The following is a 21,487-nucleotide window of genomic DNA, read 5'->3' on the forward strand; positions in this document are numbered from 1 at the left end:
TCACTTTTTGGGTCTGCCAATTAGGTGGTGGGCCGCGGCCTCGACTGCCACTGCCGTGATTCCGAAGTGCTTATAAAGCTCCTCGCCCGGGGCAGAAGCCCCAAATCCGTGCATGCCCACGAAAACGCCCTGAGGTCCAAGCCATTTCTGCCATCCGAACTCGACCGCTGCCTCCACGCCGACGCGGGGGCCGGCGCCCAGAACGGCGTCTTGATAGCCTTGATCCTGGCCGGCGAACAACTCCCAGCAGGGCATCGACACCACGGCGGCTTCGATCCCCTGCCCTTGCAGAGCCTTGGCGGCGGTGACGGCCAGCGACACCTCGGAGCCGGTGGCGATCAGGGTCACGTCGCGGCGGCCGTTCGGCTCGACCAGCACATAGGCGCCCTTGGCCGAGAGGTTCTCGTCGGTATGGGTGGTTCTCAGCAGAGGCAAGCCCTGGCGGGTGAGCGCGAGGATCGAGGGCGTTTTGTCGGTGCCAAGCGCCAGTTCCCAGCATTCGGCGCATTCGACTGAGTCTGCGGGGCGGAAGACGTTGAGGTTTGGTACGGCCCGGAGCGCCGCCAACTGCTCGACCGGCTGGTGCGTGGGGCCGTCCTCGCCGAGGCCGATGGAGTCGTGCGTCATTACGTAGATCACGCGCTTGCCGATGAGCGCCGACAGCCTGATCGACGGCCGGCAGTAATCTGAGAACACAAGGAAGGTGCCGCCGTAAGGAACGATGCCGCCATGCAGCGCCATGCCGTTCATCGCCGCAGCCATGCCGTGCTCGCGCACGCCGTAGTGGATGTAATTACCTGAGAAATCGCCAGGCTTGACGATGGTGTGCAGCTTGGTGAGCGTGCCGTTCGAGCTGGTGAGGTCGGCTGAGCCTCCGATCAGCCCAGGGACCACCGGCACGAGCTTCTCCAGCACCTTCTGCGAGGATTGGCGGGTGGCGAGCTTGGCCGCCTCGCGGCCGAAGTCGGCCTTCAGCGCGCTCACCGTGGCGGCGATCTCTCCACGCACTTCGCCGTCGATCGGTTCGGTCAAATGCTCCCGCGCCGCGGGGTCCAGCCGCTTCGCCGCGGTCTGCCAGCGCTCGTAGGCCTCAGCATGACGGGACCCTGCCGCGCGCCAGCTCGCGAGGATCGGCTTCGGCATCTCGAAGGGGGCATGACGCCAGCCGAGCCTCTCGCGCGCGGCCTTGACCTCGTCCTCGCCGAGCGGTGAGCCGTGGGTCGCGGCGGTGCCCTGCTTCTTCGGCGCGCCATAGCCGATGATGGTGCGGCAGGCAATCAGCGAGGGCCGGTCAGTGGCGGCGCGCGCATTCTCGATGGCGAGCGCGACCGCTTGCGGGTCGTGGCCGTCGACCTTCGCCGTATGCCAGCCCGAGGCACTGAACCGCTCGATCTGGTCGTCGGACACCGAGAGGCTGGTCGGGCCGTCGATGGAAATCTGGTTGTCGTCGAAGAGAACGATCAGGCGGCCGAGCTTGAGATGACCGGCAAGCGAGATCGCCTCCTGGCTGATGCCCTCCATGAGGCAGCCGTCGCCCGCGATCACATAGGTATGGTGGTCCATGATCTCGCCGCCGTAACGATTGTTGAGCAGCCGCTCGGCGAGCGCCATGCCGACGGCGTTGCCAAGCCCCTGCCCCAGGGGGCCGGTGGTGGTCTCGATGCCTGGCGCGTGGCCGTATTCGGGGTGCCCCGGCGTGCGTGATCCAAGCTGGCGGAAGCGCTTGAGCTGTTCCACGTCCATGCCTGGGACGCCGGTGAGATAAAGCAGCGCATAGAGCAGCATCGAGCCGTGCCCGGCGGAGAGCACGAATCTGTCGCGGTCCGGCCAATCGGGGTGGGCGGCGTCGAATTTCAAGAAGCGCGTGAACAGCACGGTGGCCACGTCGGCCATGCCCATGGGCATGCCGGGATGGCCTGAATCGGCCTTCTGTACCGCATCCATGGCAAGCGCCCTGATAGCATTCGCCATGTCCTGGTGGGTCGCCTCGGGTAATGCTTCACCCTGCTGCAAAGCTTCAGCCATCTCGATGTCTCGCTCCAAAAACGCTAATAGGCCCGGACGCCCATCGCCGCCTTGACGGCGTGGTAGCCGACGAGAAGCTGCGTCAGCGCAAGCGGGTGGCTCCGCGGCGAGCCGTTGGCGACGTCGATCCGTCCAACCTGGTCGCGCAAATGCCCCGCCTCCGGGATGAGGTTCCATAGCAGATCTTCGATGCGCTCGGCATGCTGGTCGGAGATATTGCCGTTGATTTCAAGCACGTCGACCGGCTTGCCGTCACGGTCGCGGGCCAGCTCGAGGCGCAAGCCGGCATTGCTCGAGCCGTCGAACAGCGGCCCGAAATCGGGGTGCGGCAAGGTCGGGCGCAGGATGTGACGCACGTCGAGCTGGGTGTCTGAGCCGTTGGCCCCTTGGGGCTTCTGGAAGTGGATGACGATGTCGGCGAAGGTGCGCTGCGGGTGCATGTATTTCGGAGCGTCTTCCCGCCGCTTCTCAAGCGACGCCAGGACCTCTTCGCGGCGGTAACCGCGCTTGGTCGTGTCGCGATGCATCTTCCATTTGACGCGGAGGTCCTCGTCCGGATCGAGATAGATCTTCACGTCATAGCAATCGCGCATCGCCCTGGTGGTATAGCCGAGCAGGCCTTCGGCGATGACGAACTCCTTCGGCTTCACATATTTCGGCCGGCCGAAGGTTCCGTTGCGGTGGTCGTAGATCGGCTTCAGGATCGGGTCGCCTTCACGCAGATGGCGGAGCGCCTGCTCCATAATGTCGAGATAGTTGGCACGAGGGTCGATCGCCGACAGGCCCTTCTCGGCGCGCTCGCGGCGGTCGTAGCGGTGGTAGTCGTCGGTGCAGAGCACGGTGCAGCGCTCCTCGCCCAAAATCTGAGCGACGCCCGCCGACAGCGTCGTCTTGCCCGACGCCGAATCGCCGACGATTCCCAAAACGATCGGGTGCTCAACCCGCTTCGGCATTTCCTACTCCCGGCACTTACGTGTTTTTTATTTACGTAACACTTTATGCAACGTCACGCGCGGCACTTTGTGCCTGCCCTGTTCGTTCACGCGGCAGATGACTGGTGATGATCTGCCGCTCGCCTGTCGCTCCGATCACCATCATGGTTTGGACCTTGTAGTGGGTGCGGGTGCGCTCCACCCCCTCCACCATCAGGCCCGTGGTGATGCCGGTGGCACAGAAGAACACATCGTCGGAGGCAATGAGCTCGTCGCGGGCGTACCAGCGCGAGGTATTGAGGCCAGCCTCTCGCACGGCCTTGGCCTCGGTGTGAAGCTGGGGATCGAGGCGGGCGAGAAACTCTCCACCAAGGCCGCGTACGGCACAGGCCGACATGATGCCTTCCGGCGTGCCGCCGGTTCCCATCAGAGCGTCGATGCCCGACCCCGGAATGGCGGCGAGCAGCGCGCCGGCAACGTCGCCGGCGGGATAAAGGGCGACGCGGGCGCCGGCCCTGATGATGTCGTCGATTAGCTCGCGATGACGCGGCTTTTCCAGCACATAGATAGTGAGTTGCGAGACGTCCTTGTTCAGCACCTCGGCAAGCACCCTGAGCTTGCGCCCGGTGGTCCAGTGCGGATCGATCTTGCCGCGGGCCGGCGCCGGCGCCACGAACTTCTCCATGTAGAAGGCGGGCGCCGGGTTCATCATGGTCCCGCGCGGAGCGGCCGCGAGCACGGCAAGGGCATTGGTCTGGCCTCTGGCGAGATAGCTCGTGCCCTCCACGGGGTCCATGGCGATGTCGGCCTTGAAGGCTGAGCCAGGGCGCCCGAGGCGTTCGCCGCGCGCGGGCTGCGGCGCCTCCCCCTTGCCGGCCTCGCCGATCACCACAACGGCGTCGATGTCGACCTCGGCGAGCGTCGAGAGCATGGCCTCGAGCGCCGCCCTGCCGCCATCCATGCCGTCGCCGCGCCCGATCCAGTCGAAGGCGGCAAGGGCTGCGCTCTCGCTCACGCGGCGGAGCGCATAGATGAGCTCAGGCCTGGAGCCGCTCGAAATGGTCATGACGCCTCCGAGAGGAACTGGACAAAACCACACTACCGCATGGGCGGAATATGCCCGAAAATCAACGGCTCCCCGGTGAGCAGGGGCCCCGGCGCCGCTCCAACTGTCATGGGGCCGATCGGCGCTCTTGTCCACAAGGATTGGGCAGGCCTCCACCGCTCAGCGGGGCGTAAGGCGCGGGTCGAGGGCGTCGCGGAGGGTGTCGCCGAGCACGTTGACCGCGACCAGCACGCCGACCAGGGTCAGGCCGGGCAGCGCGGTTACCCACCAGATGCCGGCGAAGATCAGGTCGTAGCCGGAGCGGATCAGGGTGCCGAGGGAGGGCTGGGTGATGGGCAGGCCAAGGCCGAGGAAGGACAAAGCGGCCTCGGCCATGATGGCGCCGGCGACCTGGGTGGTGGCCACCACGATCAGCGGTGACAGGATATTGGGCAGGATGTGCCGGCGGACGATCGCAGAGTCGCTTGCGCCGAGGGCCTTCGCGGCACGGACATGGTCCTTGGCCGCCTCGACAAGTGTCGCGGCGCGGGCGGTGCGAGCGAAATAGGGCCATTCGGCGAGCCCGATCACCAGGACAAGCAATGGCACAGCCAGTCGCCCGAGCGTCTCGCCGCCGAGGCCCGCGCGCACCAGCGCGAGCGCGATGATGGCGAGGATAAGCGTCGACAGCGAAAGCTGCACGTCGGCGACCCTGGCAATGATGCTGTCCACCAACCCCCCGACATATCCGGCGACGAGACCCAGGGGGATGCCGATTGCCGCCTGGATGGCCACGGCAAGCACGCCGACGGTCAAAGAGATGCGCGTGCCGTAGAGGATGGCGCTTAGGAGATCGCGGCCTTGCGAGTCCGTGCCGAGGAGGAAGCGCGGATCGCTACCGCTGAGCCAGAACGGTGGCAGGTCGGCGTCGAGCACATCGAAGCTTGCAAGATCGAAGGGGTTTTGCGTTGCGATCAGCGGCGCAGCAAGGGCTGCGAGCGCGATCGCCGCCAATAGAGCCGCGGCCACCATGCTGCCTGGCCGGCCGAGCCCGAAGGCACGGACCGAGGCAAGCGCTTCGCGCGCGCCCTCCCCGCTCATCGCCGGCCCTCGAGGCTGATGCGCGGGTCGAGCCACAGGCTCACGATGTCGGCAAGGGTGTTGGTGACGACGAACAGGAAGCCGACGGCGACGAGATAGGTGGTGATCAGCGGCACGTCGGCGCGGGTCACGGCCTCCAGAAACAGGAAGCCCATGCCAGGCCATTGGAATACCGTCTCGGTAAGCAGGGTGAAGGCGAGCAGGTTGCCGATCTGCAGTCCGCCGATCGCCACGAGCGGAAGCAGAGCGTTGCGGAGCGCATGGTGCAACCACACCCGCAAGCGCGAAGCGCCCTTGGCGCGGGCCGTGCGCACATAGTCGGTGCCGAGCTGATCGAGCATGGCGCCGCGCACGAGCCTGATGAACAGCGGCAGCATGATCGACGACAGCGTGACGGCGGGAAGCAGAAGGTGCTTGAGTCCATCGAGCGTGAGCAGCCCCGTCTCCCAGAATCCGATGCGCACCGTCTCGCCACGCCCGAAGGCCGGAAGCCAGCCAAGCCACACCGAGAAGATCGAGATCAGAATGATCCCGGTGAGAAACACCGGCACCGAGATGCCGAGCACGCTAAGCCCCAGAATCAATCTTGCGCTGAAAGAGCGCGGCTTGACCGCGCAATAGATCCCTGCGGGCAGCGAGATCAGCAACACGATGAGGCTCGCGGCAAGCACGAGCTCGAAGCTCGCCGGAAATTTGGCGAGCACAACCTTGAGCGTCGAGCGCTTGTAGATATAGGACTGGCCGAGATCGCCTTGCGCCGCATGCCCGAGATAGCGCGCAAGCTGCGCGGGCCACGGCGCATCGAGGCCGAGCTTGTGCCTGAGCTCGGCGCGCTCGGCTTCAGGCACCGCCTCGCCCATGATCTCGCGCAAAGGATCGCCGAGCGCCCCCTTCACGGCAAAGGCGATCACCGCAATGGCCAGCATGACGAGAATGGCTTGAGCCGCGCGCTTCCCAATGAAGGCCAAAGGTGCGCCAAGCGCCAACATCGGATTGCCTGGTCCCCGGGATCGGTCTTCGGTCACGACGTGGAGGATCCAGGATCGATGCTCGGCCCTCTCATTCGCGCTAGACTGAGGTTACGCCGCGCGGGCCGGACGAGACTTTGGTGAAAGGGAGTGCGGAAATGAAGTATTTTGCCCTGACCGGTGCTCTTTTCATCGGCCTCATCTTGGCACCGCTCGCCGTCGCCCAGCAAGAACTCTACAGGCCTCCGCTTGGCGACATCATGGGCAAAATCCAGTTGCGGCATATCAAGCTGTGGTTCGCCGGAAAGCTCGGGAACTGGGAGCTCGCGACCTACGAAGTAGATGAGATCAAGGCAAGCCTCGAGACAGCGGCAGATCTCTATCGAGGCATTCCGGCGGAGCTCGTGACCAACACGGCCGATCCGATCCATGCGATCATGGCTGCGATAGAGGCAAAGGACGGCGCGGCCTTCGCCAAGGGCTATGGCGACCTGACCATTGCGTGCAACGCCTGCCACCAGGGGATCGGCCGGAGCTTCATCGTCATACAAACGCCGACCGCCTCACCCTTCACCGATCAGTCGTTTTCGCCGCCCAAGCGGTAAGGGGCCGGGAGCCTGAACCGGGGCCGGCCCTGCTCGCCTACGCCCCCGGGCAAGCCTTTGAACGGCCTCATCTTGGCATGACCGTTGCACCTTGAATCGGAGGGGTCACCCCCCTGGCCGGAGCCCTGGTCGATGACATTTCGGAATCGCTTCCGCTAAACATTAGGCAAGATGACGATAACTATCCGTACCGGCTACGCAATTTCCTACGACTGCCCGCAGCCAACGCCAATGATCCTGACGTTGAGCGTCCATCCGAGCAGGCGGCGGGACCTCCTCACACCGGACTGGATGCAGCTTGACCCGCCCGTTCCCACCAAAGGATATTGCGATAGCTTCGGGAATATTTGCCACGTGATCCAGGCACCAGCCGGACGGCTGACGATTACGTCGGCTTTTCTTGTGCGAGACGGCGGCCATCCGGATGATGTCGCGCCGGACGCGGTGCAAGGATCGCTCGAGACTTTGCCGGTCGAGACGCTGGTTTATCTCCTCGGCAGCCGCTACTGCGAGACCGACCGCTTGTCGGAATTTGCCTGGGCCGAATTCGGCAAGGTCCGGAAGGGCTGGCCGCTGGTCCAGGCCATCTGCGACTTCGTCCACGGCCACATCATTTTTGGCTACGCGCACGCCAATCCCACCAAGACCGCGAACGAGGCCTTCAAGGAGGGCCAAGGCGTTTGCCGCGACTTCGCGCATCTTGCCATCACGCTTTGCCGCTGCATGAATGTGCCGGCGCGCTATTGCACCGGCTATCTCGGCGACATTGGCATCCCGCCCGATCCCGCACCCATGGATTTCAGCGCCTGGTTCGAGGCCTATCTCGGCGACCGCTGGTACACCTTCGACGCCCGCCACAATATCCCGCGCATCGGCCGCATCCTGATCGCGCGCGGACGCGACGCAACTGACGTGGCGATCACCACCTCTTATGGGCAGCACCAGCTCGCAGAGTTCAAGGTGTTCACCGACGAGGTCGCCTCGGCCGAGGCCCAGGGCTCTGCCAGCGCCGGCGCGGTCAATTCCTGACGCCGTTTGGGCTATGGCCTAGGCTTGCAAGTCGCGTTTGGCGGAGTTCCGTCGAAGTCGAACGCATTCAGGAGACCCTTTGCGTTCTTGTCGCGATCAGTCAGACACTCGAGCCCGAAGCGTATCTCGATGAGCTTCAGAATAGCGGTCGAGTCGTAGATCGTGTGGTCGATGAAGCCCTTCTTGGCGTAAGGCGAAACGATCACCGTTGGAACGCGGGTCCCCGGCCCCCAGCGGTCGATCTTCGGCGGTGGAACGTGATCCCAGAATCCGCCATTCTCGTCGAAGGTGACGATCACGACCGATTTCGACCAGAATGGGCTCTTCTCTATATTGCCCAGCAACTCCCCAAGACGCTTGTCGCCTTCGAGCACGTTGGCATAGCCCGGATGCTCGTTGAGGTCGCCGATGGGCTTGTAAAAAACGACCTGCGGCAGCTTTTCCTCTGGTCCGGCTTTCCCTTCGATCAAATCGAGAAATTTCTGCGCGTCCTTCAAATGCTCGCGCCCCGCCTTGCCTGGTGCGTATTTGCTGAAATAGGCGAAGGGCTGATGGTGGTATTGAAAGTTCTCGTCCGCTTGGCCCCGTTCCGCGTCATCCCACCCGCCGCTATACCAGGCCCATGTGACCGGCTCGGGCTTGGCGGCGTCGAGTTCGTCGCCGATCGTGGTCATGTCCTGCGGAGGCAGCATGTCTTGGTGCTCGTTGTGCGGCTCGTGGAAAGGTTGCAGCGTGTTCACCGCATAACCGTCAGGGGTGACCTGGTCGGGTAGTCCACGAAGAGGGCCGCTGACATCGGAGCCCGCCTTGAGCTTGTCGGGCGCGTTGTCGTAACGGGGCGTGCAGGCGCAGATCAACCAGAAATGATTGAGGAAGGAGCCGCCGAAGGCAGCTTGGAAGAAATGATCGGCGAGTGTGTAGCGCTCCGCATATCTCCAGAGGTTTGTGCGACTGCCGTCATAGTAGCCCATGACGAGGGCGCCCACATTGGTATGGGCGACGAACTTGTCCATGAGGCCGCCGTCGATCTGCGCTTGCTGGTGATAAAAGCGATGGATTGGATCGCCCGTCTTATCGCCAAGCGGAACGTATGCGTCGATGCTGAATGGTTGGTTCGGAAGGTTGTCCGGAAAACGCCGATCGACGGACATTCGTTTGTTGAACTTTTTTATGGCGCTCAGCAGCGGGTCGACGGAGGGTCGTTTGTCGACCTCTTCGTCGTGCGGGAGGTCGACCATTTCCATGGCGCGCGGCAGGAAGTCATAGGGCTTGCCGTCAGCGTCAACCTGGATCTTGGTTGCGCCTGCGGTCGCGATGCCGTCAGCGCCGGGGAAGAATCCGAACAAATTGTCGAAGCTGTGGTTCTCGAGATAAATGACGATGATGTGCTCGACGTCGCTCATTTGCGCTGCTGAGCAGGTTGAAGCGAAACTGCCAGCGGATGCGGCAGCCAGAATCGCGGCGAGCGTATGCCAGTAAGACATCAAGACTCCTCCCATAGGTACGATCAGACATCGCAACCTAGGGTAACGTGTTTGGATGGCAATTCGAAGTAGGTTGAATCCTGTCGATCCCCCGGCGCCCGGTCAGGGCCCAGCGCTTTGCCAGGTCAGGCCAAAGGCAATCGCCGCGGCGACGGCAGCCTGCCAGGGCACGAACAGCAGGATGATGGCGTCGAACAGGGCTGCGGGGTAGAGCAAGAGCCCGGCGATCGCGCCGACAACAACCACCGGCATCCATGCCTCGGGCCGTCTGATCGCGGTGGCGGCAATGCCGGTGCCGAACGCCGCAAGTCCTGCGCCGACGGCGCCCGCGAGCAATCCCCCGGTGAGCCATCCCAGCATCTCGCGATAGACCTTGGCGCCCTCGATGGTGCCGAACAGCGAAGAGCTTTGGATGGTATTGATCACATCGTTTGCCGTGTTCACTGCAGCAAGCCACCCGACGAGCGTCAGCACCATGGCGAGAAGGCATTTGACCGGATCGCGATTGACCCACAGCCACAGAACCCCGGCCACCATGGCGCCAAAGGCAATGCCGGCGTGGAGCGGCACCGCCCGCGCGTTGATCAAAATGTCGGGGTCGCTCAAGCGAATGTCGGGGAGAGGCGAAGGCAGGCTCGAGATCAGAGCGCTGCCCACCCCGAGTGCTGCCATGATGGCCATGGCGCGGGGCCGGGACGGCAGGCTTGGCCTGGCGTCGATATGCAAATAGGCGGGAGTCATGGTTCCCTCAAGGCTTGAGAGGATACTCCGAGAGGCCCGCTAACTCCACCACGCCTCGACCATTGCTAAATGCGGCCGGGCACGGGGGCGTTCCTGCAGACGCCTAGACCATTGAAACTGCTTGACTTTACTCCATCACCAGATCGCCGAGATAGGGGAAGTCGATAACATTGAGCACCGGCTCGATATGCACGGTCTTGGCCGCAGCCCAAGACAAATGCTGCCAATGCATCGGTACGAGCGCCGCGTCGTCGTAGAGAGCGCGCTCGATCTTTCTCAGCACCTCGGCGCGCGCCTTGGGGTCGGTCATCGACTGGGTCTGTAACGTCAGCCGGTCAACCTCAGAGTTCGAATAGTTGCCGGCGTTATATTGGCCGTAGCCGGTCTTGGCGTCAGGCGTCATGACCAGGAACTCGTAGAAGTTCGCCGAGTCCTCGGTGTCGGACTGCCAGCCGATCATCATGATGTCGGCGGCGCGCTCGTCGAAGCGTTGCCAATATTGCGCCTTGGGCATCGTCTGAAGATCGACCTCGATGTTGATCTTGGCGAGCATGGCGGCGACGGCTTGCGCGATGCGCTGATCCTCGATGTAGCGGTTGTTGGGCGCCATCATCGTTACCGAGAAGCCGTCGGCGTAGCCGGCCTCCGCCATCAATGCCTTGGCCTTGTCGAGGTCGAAGCGCGGCTGAAGCGCGGGATCATAGCCGGCATAGCCCGGCGGACTGAGCTCGCCAGCCGGCGTGCCGAAGCCGCGCATGATCTTGTCGACGATGCCCTGCCGGTTGATCGCGTAGTTGATGGCGAGACGCACGCGCGGATCCTTGAAGGCCGCGACGCGGGCTTGGTTCAGCTCGAAGGTGAGGATGCGCATGGAGAGCATGGTGATGAGCTGGCAGCAGGGATCGCCTCTGATCCTGTCGAAATCGGTGGGCGGAACCGGCGCGATGAAGTCGACATCGCCGGCGAGAAGTGCTGCGACCCGCGTGGCCGGCTCCTTGATCGGGGTGAACACGATATGGTCGACATTGCCCGGCGAGGCCTTGTCCCAATAATCGGCGAAGCGCTTGAATTCGAGCTTCACGCCCTGCTCACGCTCGGTGACGACGAACGGCCCGGTGCCTGAGACATGGGTCGAGGCGAAGGAGGCGCCTTGCTTGACGATGTCGTCCTTGGGACGGCCACGCTCGTCGGTGCCGGTGTAGAACTCCCGGTCCATGGGGAAGATGTACGTGGCGAGACTGAGCACCAGCGGATACGGGCCCTTGTTGATCAAATCGACGGTGAGATCGTCGACCGCCTTCGCTTCGCTGAATGGCTCATACAACGCCTTGAAGTCCGGGCTCTGCTTCAACCTATTGAAGGTCCACACCACGTCCGCGGCGGAGAGCGTGCGGCCCGAGTGGAAGCGCACGCCCTCCCTCAAGTGAAAGCGCGTGGTGCGCTCGTCGATCTTCTCCCAGCTTGTGGCAAGCCGCGGCTCGAGCGTCAGGTCCTGGCGGAAACGCAGCAACGGATCGAAGGTGAGGTGGGAGAGCTGAAGCGTGGCGCTGGCGAGCTGCTCGTGCGGATCGAGCGAGGTGGGATCGGCGTCATAGGCCATGCGCAGCGTCTTGGCCTCGGCCGCGGCGGCCGGCAGGACTCCGCAAAATACGGTCAAGCCGATCGCGAAAACGCAGAGTAATCGAACCATGAGCGGCTTCGTTCTCCTAAGGCTGGTTTCCGTCAAGCCGTAGCCCCCCTTATGGCTGGTTTGGCCGGTCAAGCAAACGAGGCGTGCCAAGGCTTCTCGCCGCTCTGACGAGCGCGAGGCAGTCTATTTGATGCCTTAGCCCCTCGCTGCTTGAGGGTTAAGGGGACGGCGCGCCGAAAAGCGCAAACCTTTGGTGTCCGTATCCGTTGCCGGATACGGCGGGCGCCTTCCGGCGCGCCACACGCGCTCATATTGGGCGCGCTACCGCCTTGCGCTCAAGCAGCGCGAAGCGCGGTAGCGCCCTTAAACAAGCGCGTGCTCATTTCGCGGCGATTTTTGCGCAAGTCCACCGAGCCGCGCTTTCAGTCTCTGATGCCGCGCTCAAGTAGGCCGAAGGCCGGTAGCGCAACATCAAGTCTTCAGCCAGCTCCTGGCAGGGCCTCGTATTGGGCCCGGGCGGAGCCCCGGTGCCGCCCGGGTGTTCGGTTGCGAACCAAACCCGCGGGCGCCGCGCCCCGTCCCGCTTCGGCAACGCCTCGCGAAAGCGCCCTTCATTGGACGAGGTGATGGCAGGATAATTCGACCAGTGAAGACGGGGATAAGTTTCTAGGCGTCATACCGGCGAAAGCCGGTATCCAGCTCGCGCCGGAGGCGCGAAAAAAAGACTGGACCCCGGCTTTCGCCGGGGTGACGCAAGTGGATGCGCTCCGGAATGACTCTCGAGGCCCGTCATCACTGCATAGGGTCATACGGCGAAAGTTTTAAGCTCGCGCTTCGCACACTGGATTCCCGCTTTCGCGGGAATGACAGGCTGCTAGGTTGCGGCCTGTCCAATTCAACTTTCCTGGGATTTCGTACATTGCAAGGTTTTTTCGTCACAGGCACCGATACCGATGTCGGCAAGACCATCGTCTCCGCCTGGCTGCTCACCCATCTCGATGCCGATTATTGGAAGCCGGTGCAGGCTGGGACCGAGCCCGAGACCGACTCAGTGACCGTGCGTAAGCTCGCCGAAATCTCCGCCGATCGCATTCTGCCCGAAGCCTATGTCCTGCCGCTGGCGATGGCGCCACATGAGGCTGCACGCCGCGCCGGCGTCACCATCGACATGGCGAAGCTCGAGCCCCCCGCCACGAACCGCCTGATCGTGGTGGAAGGCGCAGGCGGAATGCTCGTGCCTCTCACCGACTCCGACTATGTCATCGACCTCGCCGCCCAGCTCGAACTGCCCGTGCTTCTCGTCGCCCGCTCGACGCTCGGCACCATCAACCACACATTGTTGTCGATCGAGGCCTTGCGCCGCCGCGGGCTGCCGCTTGCCGGCGTGGTCATGAATGGACCAGAGACGCCGCATAACCGGGCCGCCATCGAGCGCTATGGCGCGGTGAGTGTGATCGCCGAGATCCCCTGGCTTCCGGAGCTTACGCGTGCGAGTTTGCTGGAAATCGAGCCTGAGCTCGACCTTGAGAAGCTTGCGCGGGCCATGCCGTGAACGATCAAGCCGACAGGGAGGAATGCGACACGCATAGAGCGGCGCAAGAGGCACTCGCCCGCGACATCCTTGCGCGCGACCGGCGCCATGTCTGGCATCCCTTCACCCAGCACGGCACCGAAGCCGAGCCGCTGCTGATCGCAGCCGCGCGCGGCGCGTCGCTCTACGACGCAGAGGGGCGTGAAATCCTCGACCTTATCTCGTCCTGGTGGACCTGCACCCACGGCCACTCGCACGCTGCCCTCAACCAGGCGCTCGCCGAGCAGGCCGCGCGGTTCGAGCATGTGATGTTCGCCGGCTTCACCCATCAGCCCGCGGTCGATCTCGCGAGCGCGTTGGCGCAGCTCCTTCCCGGCGATCTCTCCCGCGTCTTCTTCTCAGACGACGGCTCGACCTCGGTCGAGGTGGCGCTCAAGATCGCCTCTCAATACTGGACCAATCGCGGCGAGGCGCGGCGGCGCGTGTTCATCTCCTTCGACGGCGGCTATCACGGCGACACGCTCGGCGCCATGTCGGTTGGCCGCGGCTCGGGCTTCTTCAATCTGTTCCGCAACATGATGTGCCAGGTGGCCGTGTTGCCCTTCCCCTACACCTTCGAGGGCGACGACGCCGCCGAGGACCGCGAGAAGGGCGCGCTGATCGCGCTCGAAGATCGCCTACAGAACGGGACGCATGACGTTGCCGCGCTGATCATCGAGCCGATGCTGCAAGGCGCTGGCGGCATGCGCATGTGCCGCCCTGAGTTCCTCAAGCGCCTTGTGGAGTTGGCGCAGTCTGCCGGCGTTCTCGTGATCTTCGATGAGGTGGCGACAGGCTTCGGCCGGACGGGAACGCTGTTCGCCATGCAGCAGGCGGGCGTGGTGCCTGACCTCGTCTGCCTCTCCAAGGGCCTGACCGCAGGCTACATGCCGATGGCGGTGACGGTCGCCCGCGACAGAGTGTTCGAGGCGTTCCTTGGCCAAGACTTCGACAAGGCTCTGCCGCATGGCCATTCCTTCACCGCAAATCCGTTGGCTTGCGCCGTGGCGCTCCGCTCCCTGATGCTGTTCGCCGAGGAGGACACGCTTTCGCGCATTGCGCGGATCGCGGCACGGCACCGCGCCATGCTCGGTGAGCTACGCGCCCGCGAGGATGTGGTGCGACCGCGCCTGCTCGGCTCGATCCTTGCTTTCGATTTGAAGGGCGAGGCCAGTTACCAGTCGGCGCAGAGCCAGGCGCTGAAGGGCTGGTTCCTGTCGCACGGCCTGAACATCAGGCCGCTCGGCCCAACGGTTTATCTGATGCCGCCTTACTGCATCACGGATGCCGAACTCGACCGGGCCTATGCGGGTCTGACCGCGGGGCTCGATCAAATGGATCGTTAGGCCCAATGCGCGCGAGCTCCGAGGACCTGCTGCATCGCTATCCCGGTCCGGTGCTGTTGCGCGCTTCGCGCCGCAACTGGCTGTTCACCTTCATCACCTGCATCGTGTTCACGGTGATTGGCATTTTGATGATCCGCGACGGTGAAATGACAGGCTGGCTGCTGATCATCTTCTTCGGCCTCGGCACTCCGATTGCATTCGTCATCTGCTGCGCCTGGGCTGGCTGCGGCTCGACGCCGAAGGCTTCGAATTCCATCAGATGTTCCGCCGGCGGCGGGTGGCGTGGCACGATGCGGCAGGTTTCCTCGCCGTGAACGTGCCCGGCGCAAGCAGGGACCTGGTGTGCTACGACGACGTCAACGTCTCGGGAAAGATGGCCGACCTGAACCGTTCCATGGCCGGCCGGAACGCAGCACTTCCAGAAACCTACGATTTGTCGGCCGAGGACCTCGCCCAACTTATGAACGCGTGGCGAGAGCGGGCGCTTGTCGGCGGCTAAGCTTCCGCCCGCCCTGCCCGAAGCCGGCCATAGACAATGTGCCAGGTGATGCGCCCGCGATGGCGCCGATCGGCGTTGCGGATGGAGCGGCGCAGTGGCCCTGGCGCGACCGGCATGTAACCCTCTCTGGGTGTCAAGCCGCCGACCGCCTTCATGCGCCGCAGGAAGGCAAGCGTGCTTGCGTCAGGCGTCAGGTGTTCCTCGCTGACGATGCCCGGCAGGTCTGGGACCTCCACGACGCCGCTCGGCAAGCCTTCGGCCGCCAGCGTCTCCCGCCATTCGGGGAAGCTCTCGCCGCCGATCGTGGCGAAGACCAGAACACCGTTCGGCGCGAGACGCTTGCGGAGCGTGGCGAGTGCTGCTTCAGGGTCGGCGAGCCAGTGCAGCGTCATGCTCGCGGCGATGAGGTCGAAGGGTCCGTCGGTTGTCGGGCGCGCGGCATCCATCACCTCGAAGCTGACGCGCTTCTCGCCCGCGCCTGCAAGATTCAGCCTGCATTGCTCGACCATGGACGGTGCGAGGTCGGTGAGGACGAAGGTTCCGCCGGGATAGCGCGCGAGAAGGTGACGGCTGAACAGCCCCGTGCCGCAGCCAAGCTCGAGCACGCGGGGAGCGGCGAGAGGCGGCAGCAAGCGCGCCAGCCGCCCGGCAATGCCGCGCTGGAGATCGGCGTGCTGCTCATAGGATGCCGCACGCGCGCCGAAGCTCTGGGCGACGGCGGTGCTACGGTTGGAGAGCATGCGCAAAATCGAGGACATGGCTGGCGCACCATTCAGGGTGCCTCAGAGGTAGCACATGGCCGCCGGTCTCGGACCAGCGGATATTATCGCCCCCCCAGATGGCCTCGCTCATCGCTTGCGGCACGATGGCGTCGTCGCGGGCGGCAAGGGCGAGAGTGGGACAAGCAAGCCCCGCCGTCGCTTTGGTCTCATCCCAATCCGTTAACCAGCCAAGCCCCTCATCGAGCCGTGCAACATTGAGGGCCTCTAGGGATGCGAAGGGCTCGGTGGCGCAGCCGCGCCAGAAAGCGTCAAGGGTCTGGTAGGCATCGCGGCGAAGCCCCCGCCGCATGAAGGCGACCCGCGACGGCGGGATATGAGGGCAGAAGCGGTCGAAGCCCTGGATGCTGACCAGGCCACGGAACGGCATGCGGCCCTCCTCCCTTGCCCGGTGAAGCAGCCAGAGAAGCCCAAGGGAGTGGCCGACGGCGATGGCATCGCTTGGCCATTCGCTCGTCGCTGCCTTAGGCCCACCGGCGATGAAGCCGAGATCGACCAGGCTGAACGCGTGACTCCGCATATATCCGGTCAAATCGCGCCAAATCGCGGCATTGAAGCCCCAGCCATGGACGAACACGAAATGCATCTTGGGCGCGGGGCGGTTCACGCCGTGGCGATGCGCGGCAGAACTCGGTCATCCAGGGCTTTCAGCACCCCGTCGAGGTCCGCATTGCTGTGAGCCGCGGTGAAGGCGAGCCTAAGCCGGGCCGTGCCGGCCGGAACCGTGGGAGGCCTGATGGCGGTGGCGAAGAAGCCGGCATCGCGGAGCCTCTTGCTCAAACTCAGAGCTGCATGATTGGAGCCCGCGATCAGCGGCACGATCTGCGTGGTGGAGGCGCCAGTATCGTAACCGAGAGAGCGCGCGCCCTGACGGAAACGCTCGGCCAGGCTCGCAACATGAGCGCGCTCGGCATCAAATGACGGCACGAGGTCGAGCGCCGCGTCGATCGCGCCAAGCACCGGAGGGGGCAGCGCCGTCGAATAGATCAATCCGGAACAGCGATTGATCAGATAGTCGCGTAAAATGTGGGAGCAGGCGACATAGGCGCCGAAGGAGCCAAGGGCCTTGGAGAAGGTGCCGATGACCAGGTCGGCTTCTCCGGAAAGACCGCGCCCACCCTCGCCCAGAATTCCGGTGGCATGGGCGTCGTCGACGATCAGCATGGCGTCATGCTCGCGCGCGAGCCTCCCGATTTCGGCGAGCGGCGCCACGTTGCCGTCCATGGAGAATACGCTCTCGGTCAGGATGAATTTCGGCCGCTCATCTCCTTGATATTGACTCAGAAGCGAGCCGAGGTGCTCAGCATCGGCATGGCGATAGCGTATCTCCCGCGCCGCCGACGCGGCGCAGCCGAAATGGATGCTCGCATGATTGAGCCGGTCGGAGAACACCAGCGGCTCGGCGCCGAGCACGTTTCGGTCGAACAGCGCCTGCAGGACCGAAGCATTGGCCTGGAAGCCAGAGGCCATGATCAGCGCCGACGGCTTCTGCTTCAGCGCCGCGACTTTGGCTTCAAGGCCGGCGAACAGATCGAGATTGCCGGTGACGAGCCGAGAGGCGCCGGAGCCCACGCCATAGTCTTCGGCGTAGGCTCGCGCCCGCGCGATCAGCGCAGGATGGAAGCGCAAGGCCAAATAGTCGTTACTCGCGAAATTGACGAAGGTCTCATCCCCGATGCGCATGGTTCTTGCGTCGCGCGCCTCGACCCCGGACAGCCCGCGCCGCAAGCCGTCGCGCTCGCGCGTCTCCAGATAGGCTGCGTAGCTTCTTTCGCTTCCAGGCACGATCCTGTATTAGCGAAGGGTCAGACCCGAAAGCAATCGCAACGCGAACACGTGACCGAGCTCCCGACTTTCCCGAATCCTATCAATGGTAAAGAAAATCCGGCGAAGACGGCCGGTGAGCCGCCTTTGCCGACTCGATCCTTCCGTCACGACTGGGAAAAAAGCGAGATCCTGGCGCTCTTGACCAGGCCCTTGCTCGAGCTTGTCGACCAGGCGCGGGAGGTGCACCACCGCCATCACGCCGACGGCGCGGTCCAGCTCGCTAGCCTCTATTCGATCAAGACGGGGGCCTGCCCCGAGGACTGCAAATACTGCCCGCAATCGGCCCATTACGCCAAGAGCACCGGACTGAAGCGCGAAGAGGCCCTCGATATTGACGAGGTGCTGTCCAAGGCCGCCGTCGCCAAGGAAGCCGGCGCCACGCGTTTCTGCATGGGCGCAGCCTGGCGCGAGGTGAAGGACGGCGAGGCGTTCGACCGCGTGCTCGCCATGGTGCGCGGCGTGCGCGCCCTCGACATGGAGGCTTGCGTCACCCTTGGCATGCTCACGCAAGGCCAGGCCGATCGGCTGGCCGAAGCTGGGCTCACCGCCTACAACCACAATCTCGACACCTCGCCGGAGTTCTACGGCGAAATCATTACCACCCGCTGCTATCAGGACCGGCTGGATACGCTTCAACGCGTGCGGCGCGCAGGCGTCGAGGTGTGCTGCGGCGGCATCGTCGGCATGGGCGAGAGCGTGGAGGACCGTGCTGGGCTGCTCCAGACGCTGGCCAATCTCGATCCGCATCCCGAAAGCGTGCCGATCAATGCGCTGGTCGCCGTGCCCGGCACGCCGCTGCAAGACCGGCCGCCGGTCGATCCGCTCGACCTCGTGCGCATGGTGGCTGTGGCGCGCGTGCTGATGCCGGCGTCCCGCGTGCGGCTTTCGGCAGGACGCCGCTCGCTCTCCCGCGAGGCGCAAATGCTCTGCTTTCTTGCCGGTGCCAACTCGATCTTCTACGGCGACAAGCTGCTGACCACCGCCAACAACGACGTGAGCGACGACCTCGCCTTGATCGAAGAGGCCGGATTGAGCATCGAACCTGCCAATTCCTCGGCTTGAGGGCGACGGCCCCACTCCATGTCCCGCATCGTCTATGTGAATGGCAGCTTCGTGCCGGAGGCCGACGCGAAAATCTCGGTCTTCGACCGCGCCTTTCTATTCGCCGAGGGCGTGTACGAGGTGACCGCTATCCTGGCTGGGCGCGCGATCGATCTCGAAAATCATGTGGCGCGGCTCGACCGCTCGCTCGCCGAGATGCAGATCGCCCCTCCTTTGACGCACGAGCAACTCCGCGCGCTGCATGCGGAATTGATCGCGTTGAACAAGGTCGAGGAAGGCGTCGTGTATTTGGAGATCACCCGTGGCGTGGCCGATCGCGATTTTCTCTACCCTGAGGGCGTGCCTCCCACCGTGGTCGCCTTCACTCAAAGTCGGCCCCTGCTCGACACACCCTATACCGAGACCGGGGTCAAGGTGATCACGCTTCCCGATATTCGCTGGAAGCGGCGTGACATCAAATCGACCGCGCTGCTCGCCCAGACCATGGGCAAGCAGGAGGCGAAGCGCCGCGGCGCCTACGAGGCCTGGATGGTCGAGGATGGCTTCGTCACCGAGGGCACGTCCTCCACCTCCTTCATCCTCGATGTGAACGGCTCGATCCGTACCCAGCCGCTCGGCCATCACATCTTGCCGGGAGTGACGCGCCGCGCCGTGCTGCGGCTGGCGAAGGAAGAAGGTCTCGTCATCGAGGAGCGCCCCTTCACGGTGGCCGAGGCGATGCAGGCGCGCGAGGCTTTCCTCACCGCGGCTTCGGCCTTCGTCCTGCCGGTGGTCGAGATCGACGGCAGCCCGATCGGCGACGGGCGCCCCGGGCCGGTGGCGAAGGAGTTCCGCCGCCTTTACATCGAGGAAGCACGCAAAGGCTGATTTCAGGTGTCATCGGACCGGTCGCTCCCAAGAGCAAGGTTGAAACTGATCGCGCTGTTGAATGTCGGCGCCGGCACGGCAGACCATAAGGGCACCGAACAGCTGCGAGCGGATTTGGCGGGCACACTTGGCACGTTGGACATCGCGGCGGAGCTCGAATTCTGCTCAGGCCGAGACCTGAAGCGCCTGGCCGAAAGCGCGCTGGCGCGAGCAAAAGCGGGCGAGATCGACGCGGTGGTGGTGGGCGGCGGCGACGGCAGCATCCGCACCGTCGCCGGCGTGCTTGCCGAGACCGGCGTCCCTCTCGGCATCCTGCCGCTCGGAACCTTGAACCACTTTGCAAAGGACCTCGGCATCCCCTTGCATCTCGACGAGGCCGCGGAAGTGCTCGCCAAGGGCGCGACCCGCGCCGTCGATCTCGCCGAGGTCAACGGCGAGACTTTCATCAACAACTCCTCGATCGGCATCTACCCCTATATCGTGCTCGACCGCGAGCGGCGAAGGGCCCATCACAAGCTTGCCAAATGGATGGCGATGGTGCCGGCGCTGTTCCGCGTGCTGAAGCATTTCCCGCGCCGCCGGCTCGCGCTCTCGGCGGAAGGCTGGACGCGGCCTTACCGTACGCCATGCCTGCTCATCGGCAATAACGAATACGGCGTGGAGTTCTTCGAGCTCGGCCGGCGTCCTCACCTCGATCGCGGAGAACTCTCGGTCTATGTGGTCAAGCAGCGCCGGCCGTTCGGTTTCTTCTGGATGATCTGCCGCATGGTTTTCGGCAAGGTCAGCCAGGCGCGCGACATCGAAAGCTTCCGGTTGAAGGAGCTGCAGGTCCGCTCCAGGACGAGCCGCCTACCGGTGGCGCTCGACGGCGAAGTCGAGATGATGCATCCGCCACTACAATATCGTTCGCGCCCTGGGGCGCTACGGGTGATCGTCCCCTAATAACCCGACCGCAGCTGGTACATGACCTAGCCGCGCGGTGATATTGCGGTCTATCAATTCTTCAGCTGAGGCGGCGATTGGTCGCTGCATTCCGACTCACCCGAAATTTTCTAGTGAACTGATCCACAAACGGAAGTCCTGCGAGTGCGGGAATGATGTAGCGAAGCGTCGCCAGGACACCGAGGAACGCGCCCTGCCCCGGGGTCAGATAGGCGCCATAGAAATGCACCAATGCCATATCGCGGCTGCCGATGCCGGCGAAAGTGAAGGGCAACAGACCCGCGAGGATGCCAAGTGTCGCGAATGCCATATTGTCAAGAATGGGAATGATGGCGCCGAGAGCGCGCGCGAACAGCCAGAACTGCATCAAATGCCCGGCCCATATCCCGATCGATAAAACTAGCACCGCAACGGCCCGCTTCCTGTCACTCCAAAACCATTCGACAACTGATTGCCAGGTTTCCGCAAATCCTTGGAGGAAGGCGGTGACCCGCCCGTTTGCAAGCTTTGCCGCAACGCTTGCGACCTTAGGGCCGACGCCAATAGGGAGCATCATCAGTATTAATGCAATTGAGAGGAGCGTAGTCATGGCGGCAAGCACCCAGAGCAGGGGGCTATCGCTGGCCACATAGAGAAGGGCTATCCCACCCAATAAAACCAGCGATGCGAGATCGAGAGCTTTCTCGAAGAGACAGATGCTCAAGGCAAGTTTGGCATCCATGCCATCGCGGTCGACCAACACCACCGCCTTGGCGAGATCCCCCATCTTGGATGGCAAGAAAAGGTTTAGCGAGCTGGCCGCGAGGATCAGTTCGGTAGATCTGAGAATGCCAATCCGCTTAAGCCCTGTGAGGATCGAGAAGCGCCAAGCCGTCGCCAACGTCAGGGGAATGACCAGCGAAATACCGACCGCAAGCAAGGTGGGATCGGCCATCCGCATTGCAACGATGAGGCTCGAAAAATCGATCAGTCGGTAAAGCAGCAGAAGGAGGCCGGCGCTGACCAAGAATGCAATGAGCCGACGCATCATTGTCT

At 63.9% G+C, this 21,487-nt stretch carries 21 protein-coding genes; 9 read left to right on the plus strand and 12 right to left on the minus strand.

Going from position 1 to position 21,487, the window contains the following annotated elements:
* The 5 genes from tkt to ACREC7_RS00165 all read right to left on the minus strand — a co-directional run bounded on the left by tkt (nt 1) and on the right by ACREC7_RS00165 (nt 6,092).
* A complete protein-coding gene (gene tkt / locus ACREC7_RS00145) occupies nt 1-2,025 on the minus strand; it encodes a transketolase (protein ID WP_431553650.1) in 2,025 nt (674 codons plus the stop codon).
* Nucleotides 2,026-2,048: 23 nt separating this feature from the next.
* The gene (locus ACREC7_RS00150; RefSeq protein ID WP_431553651.1) at nt 2,049-2,978 is read right to left on the minus strand and encodes a phosphoribulokinase; all 930 of its coding nucleotides are present in this window, start codon (nt 2,976-2,978) and stop codon (nt 2,049-2,051) included.
* A 43-nt stretch (nt 2,979-3,021) separates the two neighbouring features.
* The gene (locus tag ACREC7_RS00155; protein WP_431553652.1) at nt 3,022-4,023 is read right to left on the minus strand and encodes a fructose-bisphosphatase class II family protein; all 1,002 of its coding nucleotides are present in this window, start codon (nt 4,021-4,023) and stop codon (nt 3,022-3,024) included.
* A 159-nt stretch (nt 4,024-4,182) separates the two neighbouring features.
* The gene (locus ACREC7_RS00160; protein ID WP_431553653.1) at nt 4,183-5,103 is read right to left on the minus strand and encodes an ABC transporter permease; all 921 of its coding nucleotides are present in this window, start codon (nt 5,101-5,103) and stop codon (nt 4,183-4,185) included.
* Nucleotides 5,100-6,092, minus strand: a complete 993-nt coding sequence (locus tag ACREC7_RS00165; RefSeq protein WP_431553654.1) for an ABC transporter permease — start codon at nt 6,090-6,092, stop codon at nt 5,100-5,102. Before ACREC7_RS00165 ends, ACREC7_RS00160 begins: the two co-directional genes overlap by 4 nt.
* Before the next feature lie 137 nt (nt 6,093-6,229).
* Between ACREC7_RS00165 and ACREC7_RS00170 the strand changes: the two genes are divergently transcribed.
* Together ACREC7_RS00170 and ACREC7_RS00175 are read left to right on the plus strand one after the other, a co-directional pair.
* Nucleotides 6,230-6,676, plus strand: a complete 447-nt coding sequence (locus ACREC7_RS00170; protein ID WP_431553655.1) for a hypothetical protein — start codon at nt 6,230-6,232, stop codon at nt 6,674-6,676.
* 177 nt (nt 6,677-6,853) lie between these two features.
* Nucleotides 6,854-7,705: a transglutaminase-like domain-containing protein gene (locus ACREC7_RS00175; RefSeq protein ID WP_431553773.1), complete on the plus strand. Its 852-nt coding sequence runs from the start codon at nt 6,854-6,856 to the stop codon at nt 7,703-7,705.
* Nucleotides 7,706-7,716: 11 nt separating this feature from the next.
* On the opposite strand, the gene ACREC7_RS00180 is transcribed toward ACREC7_RS00175, so the two are convergent.
* From ACREC7_RS00180 to ACREC7_RS00190, 3 genes are all read right to left on the minus strand, one after another.
* The gene (locus ACREC7_RS00180; RefSeq protein WP_431553656.1) at nt 7,717-9,108 is read right to left on the minus strand and encodes an alkaline phosphatase family protein; all 1,392 of its coding nucleotides are present in this window, start codon (nt 9,106-9,108) and stop codon (nt 7,717-7,719) included.
* A 183-nt stretch (nt 9,109-9,291) separates the two neighbouring features.
* Complete coding sequence (locus tag ACREC7_RS00185) at nt 9,292-9,930, minus strand: hypothetical protein (protein WP_431553657.1); 639 nt, start codon at nt 9,928-9,930, stop codon at nt 9,292-9,294.
* Nucleotides 9,931-10,057: 127 nt separating this feature from the next.
* A complete protein-coding gene (locus ACREC7_RS00190) occupies nt 10,058-11,620 on the minus strand; it encodes an ABC transporter substrate-binding protein (protein WP_431553658.1) in 1,563 nt (520 codons plus the stop codon).
* A gap of 859 nt (nt 11,621-12,479) precedes the next feature.
* Here ACREC7_RS00190 and bioD point away from each other — a divergent pair.
* Genes bioD through ACREC7_RS00210 form a run of 4 tightly spaced genes read left to right on the plus strand, consistent with a single transcriptional unit; the run spans nt 12,480 to nt 14,975 of the window.
* Nucleotides 12,480-13,112 (plus strand): dethiobiotin synthase, encoded by a 633-nt coding sequence (bioD, locus tag ACREC7_RS00195; protein WP_431553659.1) that lies wholly within the window; start codon nt 12,480-12,482, stop codon nt 13,110-13,112.
* Nucleotides 13,109-14,476: an adenosylmethionine--8-amino-7-oxononanoate transaminase gene (gene bioA, locus ACREC7_RS00200; protein ID WP_431553660.1), complete on the plus strand. Its 1,368-nt coding sequence runs from the start codon at nt 13,109-13,111 to the stop codon at nt 14,474-14,476. The genes bioD and bioA overlap by 4 nt, the downstream gene beginning before the upstream one ends.
* 5 nt (nt 14,477-14,481) lie before the next feature.
* Complete coding sequence (locus ACREC7_RS00205) at nt 14,482-14,790, plus strand: hypothetical protein (RefSeq protein WP_431553661.1); 309 nt, start codon at nt 14,482-14,484, stop codon at nt 14,788-14,790.
* A 26-nt stretch (nt 14,791-14,816) separates the two neighbouring features.
* A complete protein-coding gene (locus ACREC7_RS00210) occupies nt 14,817-14,975 on the plus strand; it encodes a hypothetical protein (RefSeq protein WP_431553662.1) in 159 nt (52 codons plus the stop codon).
* Here the strand turns inward: ACREC7_RS00210 and ACREC7_RS00215 are convergent.
* The 3 genes from ACREC7_RS00215 to ACREC7_RS00225 are packed head-to-tail and all read right to left on the minus strand — an operon-like array spanning nt 14,972 to nt 17,539.
* Complete coding sequence (locus ACREC7_RS00215) at nt 14,972-15,733, minus strand: methyltransferase (protein WP_431553663.1); 762 nt, start codon at nt 15,731-15,733, stop codon at nt 14,972-14,974. The genes ACREC7_RS00210 and ACREC7_RS00215 overlap by 4 nt on opposite strands.
* Nucleotides 15,699-16,361 carry an alpha/beta fold hydrolase gene (locus ACREC7_RS00220; protein ID WP_431553664.1) on the minus strand — a complete coding sequence of 221 codons (663 nt, stop codon included), beginning with the start codon at nt 16,359-16,361 and terminating at the stop codon, nt 15,699-15,701. The genes ACREC7_RS00215 and ACREC7_RS00220 overlap by 35 nt, the downstream gene beginning before the upstream one ends.
* The gene (locus tag ACREC7_RS00225; protein ID WP_431553665.1) at nt 16,358-17,539 is read right to left on the minus strand and encodes an aminotransferase class I/II-fold pyridoxal phosphate-dependent enzyme; all 1,182 of its coding nucleotides are present in this window, start codon (nt 17,537-17,539) and stop codon (nt 16,358-16,360) included. Before ACREC7_RS00225 ends, ACREC7_RS00220 begins: the two co-directional genes overlap by 4 nt.
* Nucleotides 17,540-17,665: 126 nt before the next feature.
* On the opposite strand from ACREC7_RS00225, the gene bioB reads away from it, so the two are divergent.
* Genes bioB through ACREC7_RS00240 form a run of 3 tightly spaced genes read left to right on the plus strand, consistent with a single transcriptional unit; the run spans nt 17,666 to nt 20,452 of the window.
* Nucleotides 17,666-18,643: a biotin synthase BioB gene (gene bioB / locus ACREC7_RS00230; RefSeq protein ID WP_431553666.1), complete on the plus strand. Its 978-nt coding sequence runs from the start codon at nt 17,666-17,668 to the stop codon at nt 18,641-18,643.
* Between the two features lie 18 nt (nt 18,644-18,661).
* Nucleotides 18,662-19,510 carry a D-amino-acid transaminase gene (locus tag ACREC7_RS00235; RefSeq protein WP_431553667.1) on the plus strand — a complete coding sequence of 283 codons (849 nt, stop codon included), beginning with the start codon at nt 18,662-18,664 and terminating at the stop codon, nt 19,508-19,510.
* A gap of 39 nt (nt 19,511-19,549) precedes the next feature.
* Nucleotides 19,550-20,452, plus strand: a complete 903-nt coding sequence (locus ACREC7_RS00240) for a diacylglycerol/lipid kinase family protein (RefSeq protein ID WP_431553668.1) — start codon at nt 19,550-19,552, stop codon at nt 20,450-20,452.
* A 61-nt stretch (nt 20,453-20,513) separates the two neighbouring features.
* On the opposite strand, the gene ACREC7_RS00245 is transcribed toward ACREC7_RS00240, so the two are convergent.
* Nucleotides 20,514-21,482, minus strand: coding sequence for a lysylphosphatidylglycerol synthase transmembrane domain-containing protein (locus tag ACREC7_RS00245; RefSeq protein WP_431553669.1), 969 nt, complete (start codon nt 21,480-21,482; stop codon nt 20,514-20,516).
* Between the last annotated feature and the right edge of the window lie 5 nt (nt 21,483-21,487).

Origin of the sequence: Methyloceanibacter sp. (genome assembly GCF_050728395.1) — a bacterium.
In the GTDB taxonomy this organism is placed as follows: Bacteria; Pseudomonadota; Alphaproteobacteria; order Rhizobiales; family Methyloligellaceae; genus Methyloceanibacter.